This window comes from Streptomyces sp. NPDC031340 (assembly GCF_055569945.1).
The window spans coordinates 1-12324 of the sequence record NZ_JBVIIE010000106.1 but is presented as its reverse complement, the minus strand read 5'-3'; the positions used below and the strand labels follow the sequence as shown (position 1 = coordinate 12324).

The 12324-nt window shown below is 73.7% G+C and carries 11 protein-coding genes; 7 read left to right on the top strand and 4 right to left on the bottom strand.

Translation table 11 applies throughout. The features are described from left to right. Window positions 1-187: 187 nt before the first annotated feature. Complete coding sequence (locus tag ACZ5GT_RS40265) at window positions 188-1024, bottom strand: AbfB domain-containing protein (RefSeq protein WP_469036803.1); 837 nt, start codon at window positions 1022-1024, stop codon at window positions 188-190. Window positions 1025-1556: 532 nt separating this feature from the next. On the opposite strand from ACZ5GT_RS40265, the gene dapD reads away from it, so the two are divergent. Next, window positions 1557-2546 (top strand): 2,3,4,5-tetrahydropyridine-2,6-dicarboxylate N-succinyltransferase, encoded by a 990-nt coding sequence (gene dapD, locus ACZ5GT_RS40260; protein ID WP_469036802.1) that lies wholly within the window; start codon window positions 1557-1559, stop codon window positions 2544-2546. A 150-nt stretch (window positions 2547-2696) separates the two neighbouring features. Here dapD and dapA read toward each other — a convergent pair whose 3' ends face one another. After that, on the bottom strand, window positions 2697-3605 hold the full coding sequence (gene dapA / locus ACZ5GT_RS40255; RefSeq protein WP_469036799.1) for a 4-hydroxy-tetrahydrodipicolinate synthase: 909 nt from the start codon (window positions 3603-3605) through the stop codon (window positions 2697-2699). Between the two features lie 159 nt (window positions 3606-3764). Between dapA and ACZ5GT_RS40250 the strand changes: the two genes are divergently transcribed. The 4 genes from ACZ5GT_RS40250 to ACZ5GT_RS40235 all read left to right on the top strand — a co-directional run bounded on the left by ACZ5GT_RS40250 (window position 3765) and on the right by ACZ5GT_RS40235 (window position 5623). After that, window positions 3765-3896 (top strand): hypothetical protein, encoded by a 132-nt coding sequence (locus tag ACZ5GT_RS40250; RefSeq protein WP_469036796.1) that lies wholly within the window; start codon window positions 3765-3767, stop codon window positions 3894-3896. Then, the gene (locus ACZ5GT_RS40245; RefSeq protein WP_469036794.1) at window positions 3893-4612 is read left to right on the top strand and encodes a hypothetical protein; all 720 of its coding nucleotides are present in this window, start codon (window positions 3893-3895) and stop codon (window positions 4610-4612) included. Before ACZ5GT_RS40250 ends, ACZ5GT_RS40245 begins: the two co-directional genes overlap by 4 nt. Window positions 4613-4679: 67 nt before the next feature. Further along, entirely contained in the window at window positions 4680-5093 is a 414-nt protein-coding gene (locus ACZ5GT_RS40240; protein ID WP_469036791.1) for a phage holin family protein, read from the top strand. Then, window positions 5090-5623, top strand: a complete 534-nt coding sequence (locus ACZ5GT_RS40235) for a DUF3618 domain-containing protein (RefSeq protein ID WP_469036788.1) — start codon at window positions 5090-5092, stop codon at window positions 5621-5623. Before ACZ5GT_RS40240 ends, ACZ5GT_RS40235 begins: the two co-directional genes overlap by 4 nt. A gap of 201 nt (window positions 5624-5824) precedes the next feature. Here ACZ5GT_RS40235 and ACZ5GT_RS40230 read toward each other — a convergent pair whose 3' ends face one another. Next, window positions 5825-6883 carry a YihY/virulence factor BrkB family protein gene (locus tag ACZ5GT_RS40230; RefSeq protein ID WP_469036787.1) on the bottom strand — a complete coding sequence of 353 codons (1059 nt, stop codon included), beginning with the start codon at window positions 6881-6883 and terminating at the stop codon, window positions 5825-5827. A 132-nt stretch (window positions 6884-7015) separates the two neighbouring features. Beyond that, window positions 7016-8842: an endonuclease/exonuclease/phosphatase family protein gene (locus tag ACZ5GT_RS40225; protein WP_469036783.1), complete on the bottom strand. Its 1827-nt coding sequence runs from the start codon at window positions 8840-8842 to the stop codon at window positions 7016-7018. A gap of 273 nt (window positions 8843-9115) precedes the next feature. Between ACZ5GT_RS40225 and ACZ5GT_RS40220 the strand changes: the two genes are divergently transcribed. Then, entirely contained in the window at window positions 9116-10543 is a 1428-nt protein-coding gene (locus ACZ5GT_RS40220) for a hypothetical protein (RefSeq protein ID WP_469036780.1), read from the top strand. Between the two features lie 219 nt (window positions 10544-10762). Next, window positions 10763-12211 carry an alkaline phosphatase PhoX gene (locus ACZ5GT_RS40215; protein WP_469036777.1) on the top strand — a complete coding sequence of 483 codons (1449 nt, stop codon included), beginning with the start codon at window positions 10763-10765 and terminating at the stop codon, window positions 12209-12211. Window positions 12212-12324 lie beyond the last annotated feature (113 nt).

Genomic DNA, 12324 nt, shown 5'->3' with positions numbered 1-12324 from the left:
CGGGGGCAGACGGGGCGCTGTTGTTTTTTTGTTTTTTTGCGTCGTTGTGTTGCTCGCCTTACCCCCCTCCCCCCCCCCCCCCCTCCCGCTCCCCCCCCCCCCCCCCCCCCCCCCCCCCCACCCCCCCCGTCCCCCCCCCCCCCTCCCCCCCCCCCCCGCGCTTGTGTGTCCGCCGGTACGCCCGCGTTCAGGCGAGCCCGTCCACCAGCCGGAACGCCGAGTCCTGCCGGTAGAGGTAGCCGCCCTGCCAGGCGTCCAGCCGCAGCCCGAAGTTCTGGTGGCGCAGGAAGCGCCCGGGGTAGTTCACCGACTCCAGCATGACCGCGCCCGGGAACGCCGAGGTGCGGGGGCAGAAGGTGGCGTCCTGCCGGAACAGGGCCGAACCGTCGTCGCGTTCGGCGCGCAGCACGAAGTCGCGGTGGCGCAGGTATCCGCCGTCGTGCGTGGCGAAGGAGTAGCAGGACGCGTTCGCCAGCCCCTTGACCAGCTTGAACGTGGAGTTCTCACGGTCGGCGGGGCTGCGCACCGGGTCGAGCCGCACGAAGCCGTTGCTGACGTGCCAGTAGCGGTCGGGATAGTTGACCGAGCGGACGGACCGCCGGACGTCCGCCGGCCGGGGCGCGTGCGCGCTGGGCGCGGCCGAGCTTGGCGCGGCGGACGGCGAGGCGGAGCGCGCCGGAGCGGGCGAGGCCCCGTCCGCGGAGACGCCCGGCCGTGGCCGGGCCGACGTGGAGCCGTGCGAGGACGGCTCCTGCCGCTGCCCGGCGGGGGAGGCCGTGCTCCCGGACGGGGAGGCGAAGGAGATCAGCCCCGGCACGGTCGCCTCCGGCGAGGGGAGCGCCGTCCGCGACGTGTCGCGCCTGCCCTCCTTGTTGACGGCGATCGTCGTCACACAGGCGACGACGGTAGCCAGAGCGAGGGCGCCGGCCAGCCAGAGCCGCCGGGTGCCCGGTGCGCGGGAGGTGTCCTGCGCCCAGCCGTTCGCCCAGGGCTCGTGAGGGGGCCGGGACCTGTTGTCGTGCATGCGCTGTTCCTCCAGCGGCGCACCACGGCGACGCGCGCCGCGGCGGCGGATGACCCGGTGTGTGAACGGTGAAACAGTAGTGGACCATGGGGCGGCGGAGCAGCCCTTTGACAAGTGCGGTTTCCACATCGTTTCCCGGGGCCGTCCGAGGCGCGTTCCGCAGGGCCGTTCACGGGGCGCGCCGCCGCCTACTCCGCGGCCGGAGTGGGCAGTTGACCGTACTCGGTGCTTCCCGCTCCGTACCACGTCGCCCGCGGCGGGCGCCGTCCGTGGCGGGCGTGGTCTGCGGCACGCGTGCTTTGCGGCAGGCGTGCTCCGCGGCAGGCGCCGCACGGGCATCCGCGCGTAGCGACGCCCGTGCCGTCCTCCCGTTCACGCGCCGAGGGCGGCCGCCCACCCGCCCGTGGCTCTTCCGCTGCCCGCCCATCGCCCGCCCGTAGCTGGCCCCCGCAGCCGGCTCCCGCGGCTCGCCCGCTGAGACGCGGCGCCCGTGGGTTGGCCTCCGTGCGGCCCGGCCGGTTAGGTTTCCGTCATGACCGACACGACTGCACCCAGCACCACCGGGGCGGTGGCCGCCGGCCTCGCCACGATCGCCGCCGACGGCACCGTCCTCGACACCTGGTTCCCCGCGCCGGAGCTCGCCGCCGAGCCCGGCCCGTCCGGCACCGAGCGGCTGTCCGCCGAGCGGGCCGTGGAACTGCTCGGCGAGGGCGCCGCGAAGGCGGTCGGCCCGGACGCGCGCCGGGGCGTCGAGGTGGTCGCGGTCCGCACGGTCATCTCCTCCCTGGACGACAAGCCCCTCGACGCCCACGACGTCTACCTGCGGCTGCACCTGCTCTCGCACCGCCTGGTCAGGCCGCACGGCCAGAGCCTGGACGGCATGTTCGGCTTCCTCGCCAACGTTGCCTGGACCTCCCTCGGCCCGGTCGCCGTCGACGACATCGAGAAGGTGCGGCTCAACGCCCGCGCCGAGGGCCTGCACCTCCAGGTGACCTCGGTCGACAAGTTCCCGCGGATGACGGACTACGTCGTCCCGAAGGGCGTCCGCATCGCCGACGCCGACCGGGTGCGGCTCGGCGCGCACCTCGCCGCGGGCACGACCGTCATGCACGAGGGCTTCGTCAACTTCAACGCCGGCACCCTCGGCACGTCGATGGTCGAGGGCCGCATCTCCGCCGGCGTCGTCATCGGCGACGGCTCGGACATCGGCGGCGGCGCCTCGACCATGGGCACGCTGTCCGGCGGCGGCAACGTGATCATCTCCATCGGCGAGCGCTGCCTGATCGGCGCCGAGGCGGGCGTCGGCATCGCGCTCGGCGACGAGTGCGTGGTCGAGGCGGGCCTGTACGTCACCGCGGGCACCCGCGTCACCATGCCCGACGGCCAGATCGTCAAGGCCCGCGAACTCTCCGGCGCCTCCAACATCCTCTTCCGCCGCAACTCGGTCACCGGCACGGTGGAGGCCCGCCCGAACAACGCGGTCTGGGGCGGCCTGAACGAGATCCTGCACAACCACAACTGAACCGCCGGCCCCTGGACCGCACGCCGTGAACGGCGCCCCGTCACCCCGGGTGGCGGGGCGCCCGTTCATGTTCGTCGACCCGGGCGGCAAGGGCCGGTTCGCACCGCCGACGTGAGGAACCGGGCCGGCCTCGGCCGTCGCCGACGGTGGTCAGCCGGCCGTGTACTCCTCGAAGAGTGACCGGAGTTGCCCGGCTGTCTCCGGGGTGGCGGGCAACAGGGGTGGGCGGACCGGGCCTGCGGGCAGGCCGAGTTCGTTCAGGAGGGCCTTGGCCGTGACCGTGCCGGGCAGGCCCGCCGACATCATCGCCTCGATGAGGGGCGTGGCGCGCTGCTGGAGGCGCGCGGCCCCCGGGGCGTCCCCCGCGTCGAACGTGTCCAGGACGGCGCGGAGTTCTGACGGGACGACGTTGGCGACCGTGCTGATGTAGCCGGCGCCGCCCACCGCGTACAGGGCGAGGTTGTGTTCCTCGCAGCCCGCGTAATAGGCGAGGTCCGTGCGCAGCAGCACCTTCTGGGCGGCGAGGAAGTCGTAGGAGCAGTCCTTGACCGCCACGATCCGGGGGTGCTCGGCGAGGCGGATCATCGTCTCGGGCTCGATGCGGGTGCCGGTGCGGCCCGGGATGTCGTACAGCACCACCGGCACACCCACCGCGTCCGCGACCGCCCGGAAGTGCGCCTCCAACGCGTCCTGCGGGGGCCTGCTGTAGTACGGGCTGACCACCAACAGGCCGTCCGCGCCGGCCTTTTCGGCCTGCCGGGCGAGTTCGACGCTGTGCCGGGTGTCGAAGGTGCCGACGCCCGCCACGATCGACGCGCGTGCGCCCACCGCCTCACGCACCGCCGAGACGAGCGCCGCCTTCTCCGCGTCGGTGGTGGTCGGCGACTCGCCCGTCGTCCCCGACAGCACCAGGCCGTCGCAGCCCGCAGAGACCAGGCGGTCCGCGAGCCGCTGCGCGCCGTCCAGGTCGAGCGCGCCCTCCTCGGTGAAGGGCGTGATCATCGCGCACAGGGCACGGCCGAAGGGAGGAGCGGCGGGAGCGGGCGCGGGAGGCTTCATGGAGGCAGTCTCGACGCAGCTGTCCGCGTAGCTCCACTTAATTTTTCTGCCGCATGTCTCTTAGGAGAACTGAAGGATGGGCTGGGCCCTGTGTCCAATTCGGCCCTTCATGGGTCACCATGGCCAGGACGGACACCGGACACGGTCATGGGAGGCGTCATGAAGCTCGGCAAGGCACTCGCCACCGGAGTCGCGGAGGAACAGCCGCAGGCCCACGAGGAGCAGGACCTCGAGCCCCCGCGGGAGACCGAGGAACTGAAGGCCCCCGAAGAGGTCCCGGCGGCCCGATGAGACTGCGGCTTCCGGAGGAACGCCCGACGGAGCCGCCGACCGGATACAAGATCGCCCACCCGGTGCTGTCCCAGGACGGCACCCGGGCCGGGTTCACCGGTGTGTCGCTGGGCGGCGCGCTGCCGTACGGCGTCGTGGCCGACGCGTCCTGCGTCTACGGCCTGCGCCACCGGGCTCCGCACCGCCGCTGCGACTGCGGCTTCCACTGCGTGCACGACCGCGCCACGGCCGAGGGACTGCTCTGCACCGCCGAGCACCGCGCGGCCGCGCTGCTCGAGGTGTCGGTCCTCGGCGCCTACATCCGCTTCGAACGCGGCTTCCGCTACGCCCGCCAGCGGGTCCGCACCGCCACGGTCGGCCCGTGCGCGTGCGGCCGGCCCGCCACGGCACTGGCCGACGCGGGCTGGGGCCGCCCCGGCTGGCGGGCCCTCGCGCCGTCCTGCGCGGGCTGCCTGCGCGGCCGTACGGCGGTGTCGCTCGCCGGGTTCGCGCGGCTGGCCGGGGACGGGCTGCGGGTGGTCGCGGGGGCGACCGCCGGTGCGGGGGCGCTTGCGGGCGCGGGTGCCGCGCCGCCCGGGGACGGCGCCGCCGCCGACGGGTTCGGGGTACCGGAACTCGTCGCCGAGGCCGCCCTGTTGCAGGCGCGCCTGGACTGGTTCCAGACGCAGCTGGCCCGGCTGGGCGAGCCCGGGCCGGACGGCGGGCGCGAGGGGTAACCGCAGCCCGGTGCGGGTACCCGGGTGCCTCCGGCAGGAGAGGCGGCACGAGAGGAGGCGGGACACCGTGAGCGGGACCACGGAAACCAGGCTGGACGGGCAGCGCTCGGTGAGCGAGCTCGTCAACCGGGCCACCGAGCAGCTTTCGCGGCTCGTACGACAGGAACTGGCCCTCGCCAAGGAGGAGCTGGCCGCGAAGGGCCGCCGGGCCGGGCGTGGCGGCGGACTGCTCGGCGCCGCCGGCGCGGTCGCCTACGCCGGCCTGCTCGCCCTGGCCGCGACCGGGGCCGCCGCCCTCTCGCTGGTGCTGCCGGTCTGGGCCGCGGCGCTGATCGTGACGGCGGCGCTGTTCGCGATCGCGGGCGTGCTCGCCGTGACCGGCCGCGCCCAGCTGCGCCGGGCCGGACCGCCCACCCCCGAGCGGACTCTCGACAGCGTCCGGGCCGACGTCGAGGTGATCAGGGAAAGGGCGCACCGATGACGCACAGGGCAGGAGCGCCGGGCTCGGGGTCCCATGGCCCCGAGGAGCTGCGGCGGCAGATCGAGGCGACCCGCGGCCAGCTCGGTGACACGGTCGCGGAGCTGGCGGGCAGGGTCGACGTCAAGGGCCGGGCGCGGGCCCGTGCGGCCGACCTCCGGGACAAGGCGGGCGCGATGACCGTGCAACTGCGCAGCACCGCGGCGCAGGCCGGGCACAAGGTCCACGACACGGCCACGAAGGCCGGGCACCGGGTCCACGACCGCGCGCTGCAGGCGGGTCACACGGCCCAGGAAGGGGCGCTGCGGGCGGGGCACACGACCCAGGAGCGGGCGCTGCGGGCAGGGCACACGGCTCAGGAGAGGACGGCGGAGACTGGGCACGCCCTGGAGCGCAGGGCGGAGCGCGGCCTGCCGTGGCCCGCCCGGCCCGTGGTCACGGCGGCGGTCCGGCATCCGCGTCCGGCGCTGGCCATCGGCGCGGTGCTGGTCTTCGCCGTGGTGGTCGCGTGGCGGTACCCCAAGAAGCGGTAGCCGACGGCCGGCGGCCGGAGCGGAAGCCGCCTGGCACGGCCGACACGAGCGGGCACCCGGAACACCCGGGTGCCCGCTCGCGCGGTGCCCGCTCCGCGTCGGCCCGCTGGGGGCCGGGCCGCGACCCACCCCGGGCGGGTCCCGGCAGGGCGCGCGCCCGGGGTGGGTCGCCGTGGTGGCAGAAGGGCGGGGGTCGGGGGACTACGGGCCCGGGTGGGCCGGGTCGGGGAGGGGGCCCTGGGGCGGGCCGGTGCCGGGCGGGGCGGGCGTCGGGCGTCGGCGGCGGCGGGCCGCCCTCAGCCTCGGCGGCCACTTCCTCGTGTCGCGGGGTTCCACGTACGGCTCCTCCGACGGAGGCCGCCCCTCGCAGACGATGGCCCGCTCCCGCGAGAGTTCGGCGTCGAACTCCAGCCCCAGCAGGATCGCCAGGTTGGTCAGCCACAGCCAGACCAGGAACACGATGGCGCCGGAGAGGGTGCCGTACGTCCTGTTGTAGGAGCCGAAGTCGGCCGCGTAGACCGCGAACCCGGCGGACGCCGCCAGCCAGATCAGCGTGGCGAGGACGCTGCCGGGACTGATCCACCGGAAGCCGCGGCCGCGGACGTTGGGCGCGGCCCAGTACAGCAGGCCGATCATCATGACCACCAGGAGCAGCAGCACCGGCCACTTCGCCACGCCCCACACGGCGATCGCCGCCCGCCCCAGCCCGATCGCCGTGCCCACCCGTTCGGCCAGCGGGCCGGTGAAGACGACGATGACCGCGCTCGCGGCCAGCAGCACCATCAGGGCCACGGTCAGCGCCAGCCGCAGCGGCGTCAGCTTCCACACCGGCCGCCCCTCCGGCAAGTCGTACACGGCGTTGGAGGTGCGGATGAACGCGGCGACGTAACCGGACGCGGACCACAGCGCGAAGAGCAGCCCGGCCACGGCCAGTACGCTGCCCGTGCCGCCGCTGTCGCCGAGCTGGACGACGGCGTCCCGCAGGATGTCCCGGGCGGGGCCGGGCGCCAGGTCGCCGATGTTCTCCAGGATCCGGTCCGTCGCGCGCTGCCCCACCACGCCCAGCAGGGACACCAGCACCAGCAGCGCGGGGAACAGCGAGAGCACGCCGTAGTACGTCAACGCGGCCGCGCGGTCGCCGAGTTCGTCGTCCAGCAGTTCCTTCGCCGTGCGCCGCGCCACCGCCCGCCAGGACCGCGCGGGCAGCCGGGCGGGACTGTCCTTGCCGCCCTCGTCGTTCTGGTCCTCGTCCTCGTCCATGACCAGCGGGTTGCCCGGATGAGCCCGGCGAATCGCGGACGGGACGTCGATCCTCGTCGGGGACCCTGCCCCTGCGGCCGGACGGGACCCTCGCCCGGTCGCGAGGATCCCGTCCGGCACCCGACCCCGGTGTTACGGGTGGAACCGCAGCACCTGCGGGTCGTGGTCGCTGATCTGGTCGTTGAACTCCGAGTTGATGTGCACGCTGTCGTACTCGAAGTCGCAGCCGCGCCGGATCGACGGGCTGACCAGGATCTGGTCCAGGACCTGCTGGTTGCCCTGGTAGTCGTACGTGTACCGCTCGCTCCTCGGCAGCGACTTGATCGCCGACCACAGCTCGCCGTCACCCTCGAGGATCTTCGCGGTTCCGGAGAACTCGAAGTCGTTGATGTCGCCGAGCGCGATGACGTCCGCGTTCTTCTGCACGTCGAGGATGCTCTTGACGAAGGCGTTGACGAGCGTCGCCTGCTGGTGGCGCTGCACCTCCGAGCTGCGCACCGGCGGCTGGTACTGCGAGGTCAGGCCCTGGTCGCCGCCCTTGGAGTTGAAGTGGTTGGCGATCACGAAGACCGTCCGGCCGCGGAAGACGAACTCGCCGGCCAGCGGCTTGCGGCTGTCGTCCCAGGCGGCGTTCGTCGGGTCGATCCGGCCCGGGGAAGCCGTCAGGGCCGCCTTGCCGTGCTCCTTGGTGACACCGACGGCGGTCGTGGCGTCGCCGCCCGCGCGGTCGGTGAAGGACACCCGCTCCGGGTTGAACAGGAAGACCTGGCGGATGTTGCCGCCCGGCTGGCCGCCGTCCTCCTTGTCGACCGGGTCGATGGAGCGCCAGTCGTAGCGCGGGCCGCCCGCCGCGACGATCGCGTCGATCAGCTTGTTCACCGTCACGTCCGCGGCGGTGGTGCCGTCGTCCTTCGCGCCGGTGTTGTCCTGGATCTCCTCCAGGGACACGATGTCGGGCGACTCGAGGTTGTTCACGATCGCGGAGGCGTGCGCATCGAAGGTGGCGTCGGACGGGTCGAGGTTCTCGACGTTGTAAGTGGCGACCGCCAGCTCGCCGCGCCGCTGCTTCTCGGTCGACTCCCGCTGCAGTCCGGCACTTTCGAGGGCGCCGATCCGGTTCGCGACGAGTGTGTAGCCGCCGTACTGGCTGTAGTCCAGCGGGCCGTCCGTGGTGCCGGTGAGAGTGTCGCCGACGTTCGCCTTCGGGAAGGCGGCGGTGGAGCCCAGCGACTGGATCTGCAGCCGGCCGGTGTTCTGGGAGTCGTAGGAGCCGTAGACCGTGCCGCCGCGGCGGTTGGCGTGCTCGCGCGGCTTCACCGTGACCCACAGCTCGGTGTAGGCGTCGGTGGCGGTGACCACGCGGGTGTCGGCGACCTGGACGTTCATGCCCTCCAGGGACTCGTAGTAGTCCAGGGCGTACGCCGACGGGTCCAGCGTCAGGCCGTTGACCGAGCCGTTCGCGGCGGTGTCGCCGGCCGGGGTGTAGGCGTCCGGCACCGAGTCCGCGTCGATGACCGTGGCCGCGGGCACCGCGTTGCCGCTGGAGACGACCGTGATCACCGGCTTGGTGATCTCGGTCACCGACTGGTTGCCGCTCGAGGTGCCGCCGGGCACGTACTCCGAGACGGTGCCGCTGACCGTCACGGAGTCGCCGACGGCGACCTTCGGGGTGGAGCTGGTGAAGACGAACACGCCCTCGCTGGTGGCCGGGTCGGCGTCGGGGTTCGGGTCCTGGATCCAGAAGCCCTTGGAAGAGCCGTAGGTGCGCACGCCGGTGACGATTCCGGCCACGTCCGCGACTTTCTGGCCGGCGTACGGGGATATGCGGGTGGTCCCCTGGATGTCATGGATGCGCACGGAGTCCGCGTGCGCGGGAGAGGTCAGCACGACGGCGGAGGCCGCGGAACAGACGGCGGCGACGGTGAGCGCGGCGAGGCGCGCGGAAGACTTGCTCGGCAACGGGATCCCTCCGGGGACATACGTGAGCGCCGGGACGAGGGTGAAGCTGGCTGCGACGATGACGCGCGTAGAAACCGGTGAACAGTTGTCCTCGGTTTCTACGCGCGTCAATCTCCTGCCTGGTCGCGCCACTTGTCAAGGTTTCAGCCATGTACGGACCACGGCGGGGAGATGAACCGGGCGGCATGGGTGGAAATCCGTCTAGGCTTCGACGTGAGTCGTACGTCGTCCAGGTGGTCGTACGACCCCGAGCCGTTCTAGGAGAACCAGCCGATGTCAGACAGCTCCCCCCTGCCGCCGGTACGGCTGCGTCCCGAAGCGGAGCTGGCGCGGGACGCACTGTCCACGCCGTTGCTGTCCCGGGCCGCGCGGCTGGCCCGCTGGGCAGGCCCGGACACGCGCGTCGACGCCGCGGGCGGACTCGTCGACGAGCAACTTCCCGCGGCCGCCGCGGCCCTCGGACTGAGCGGGGACGACGCCGCCGCCTGCGCGAGCGAGGCCTGGCGGGTCGCCGTTGACACCGGCCTCGTCGAGATCGCCGACGAGGAGGCGGGCACCGTCGCCGCCGGCCAGGACCTGGCGCGGCTCACCGGCGGCGCGCCGCGCGACGTGCTCGGGGTGTGGCTCGAGGCACTGGAGACGCTGCTGGCCGACGCGAGCGTGCCGGACCTGGACGGACTGGTCGAGGCCATGGACGACGGCGGCCGGGTCGACCTCTCCGAGCTGGACTGGGACCCCGAGGCGGAGGCCGAGTTCCTCGACGGCGTCCTCGGCAACCTCTACCTGCTGACGGTCAGCGAGGACGGGCCGGGCGAGTCGCCGGTGCCGCTGCCGGCGCTCGCCGCGTCCATGCTCGTGCCCAACGGCGTGACCGAGCCCAGCAACGCCGTGCTGGAGGAGGTCTCCGAGGCGATGATGCGCCTCGACGACCAGTTCCGGCTGCTCGAACCGGTGGGGCTCGTGGAGTACCAGCCGGTGGACGAGGCGCTGATGACGGACGCCGACGAGGAGCCCGCCGCACCCGTCGACGAGACGGACGTCTCCCGCTACGGGATGGTGCGGCTGACCCCCCTCGGCCTGTACGGCGTGCGGGCCCGGCTGCTGGAGGCCGGGTTCCAGGCGCCCGCTGTCGGCGACCTGGCCGACAAGGGCGCCGACGCACTCCTGGACGGCGCGGCGTCGTTCGGGCACACGGCGGCGCGGGCCGAGATCGAGCAGTGGCTCGCGTGCCGCGAACCGCTCGCCGCGGCAAGGGAGTTGCTGGCGGCCGCGCGCGGCGGGGACGCCGGGGCGCCGCTGCGGCGGCTGCACTGCCAGCAGGCGCTGTCGCTGGTCGGCGCGGAGGCCGAGCCGGCGCTTCGGGAGGTGCTCGACGACGCCGAACTGGGCGGGCTGGCCCGGGTCTGGCTGACCGAACGGCACGCCGCCGACGTGCCGGCGCCTTCCGAGAAGATGATTTTCTGGCTCACCATCGACACGGTGGCCGCCCAGCTCGCGGCCGAGGGCAACTCCGACGAACTGCGCGCCCTGGTGCAGGGGCTGGCGGCCCAGCACAACGGTTTCTTCGAGGCCGCCTGGCGGGTGGACCACCCGGCGACGGCCGACGTCCTGGAGGCGATGGGACGCCTGCACCCGGACAAGAAGATAGCCAAGCAGGCACGCAAGGCCGCCTTCAAGGCCCGCTCGCAGCGCGGGGACTGACGCCTCGTCGGCTCGACTCGCAGCGCGGGGACTGACGGCCCCGGCAGCCGGACGCGGGCGCCCCGGCGCCCGGCTTCCTGTGAGCGGTGCGCACGGATGCACGGAAGCGTGCGCGGTGACGTCGCCCGGTGTTCAGGCCGCGTTCAGGCGCGGGCGGGACGGTGGCGCCGACCCGAGGTCCGCCACCTCCCACGGCAACCCACCGTCACAGGAGACTTCATGTCGCTCACCCGCAGGGACTTCGCCGCCAGATCCGCGATCACCGGTGCCGGTGTCGCGCTGGCGGGCAGCGTCGGCGCGCTCGCCACCGCGCCGGGCGCCCTCGCGTCCACGGAGACCGAGCGCGCCGGCGAGGAGCCGGCCGACGCGCACGGCGGCGTCGGCTACGGTCCGCTCGTCCCCGACCCGCACGGCATCCTGGCGCTGCCCGCCGGGTTCTCGTACCGGATCATCACCTACAGCGGCAGGACCAAGCTGGAGTCCGGCGAGTTCACCCCGTCCAACCACGACGGCACCTCCGCCTTCGACGGTCCCCGCGGCGCGACCCTGCTGGTCAACAACCACGAGCTCAAGGGCCCGCGGGCCAACTGGACGTACCCCGTCCCGCTCACCGAGGGCCTGGTCTACGACCCCGCCGCGTCCGGCGGCTGCACGGTCGTGGAGGTGCGCCGCGACCATGTCGCCGAGTGGGTCGGCATCGCCGGCACCTCCACCAACTGCGCGGGCGGCAACACCCCTTGGGGCACCTGGCTGACCTGTGAGGAGACCGAGGACAAGGCCGGCCAGAACGGCATGACCAAGGACCACGGCTACGTCTTCGAGGTCGACCCCGAGGACCGCCGGGCCAACCGCGACCCCGAGCCGGTCAAGGCGCTGGGCCGGTACGCCCACGAGGCCGTCGTCGTCGACCCCAAGCGCGGCCACCTGTACCTGACGGAGGACGCGTCCGGCCCCAACGGCCTGCTCTACCGCTGGACCCCGCCGGAGGGCTTCCGCCACGGCCGCGGCAGGCTGCGCACCCTCGCCGACGACGCGGGCACGCTGCAGGCGTTCAGGTGCTTCGACTCCGGCGGCAGGTTCGTCGACGACCTGTCCCGCGCCACGAAGACCGGCACGGTGTACGGCGTCGACTGGGTGGACGTCCCCGACCGCGACGCGAAGACGGTGTCGGTGCGCAAGCAGTTCACCGACGGCCAGGTCACCCGCTCCCGCAAGCTGGAGGGCATGTGGTGGGGCGACGGCGGCGCCTACATCGTGGCCTCCTACGCCCGCACCGAGAGCCCCGGCGCCGCGCACGACGGCCAGGTCTGGTTCTACGACCCCAAGCGCCGCACCCTCACCCTGAAGGTCCTGCTCGGCGTCAACCCCGCCCCCTCCGCCGACGGCGCCTTCGACGGGCCCGACAACATCACCGTCTCGCCGTACGGCGGGCTCGTCGTCGCCGAGGACGGCGAGGGCGTCCAGCACCTGTTCGGCGCCACCGACAGCGGCCGCACGTACCCCATCGCCCGCAACGAACTGAACATCGGCACCGCGGAGGAGCCCGAGTACAGCGAGTTCACCGGCGTCACCTTCTCGCCCGACGGGAAGACGCTGTTCGCCAACATCCAGACCCCGGGCATCATGCTCGCCGTCACGGGGCCGTGGAAGCGGCAGAAGCGCGGCTGACCCGCCCGGCCCCGCGCCCGGCCCCGTGCCCGGCGCGAGGCCCCGGCCGTGGGGGGGGGGGGGGGGGGGGGGGGGGGGGGGGGGGGGGGTGGCAGTCGGTGTCGCGTTTTGCT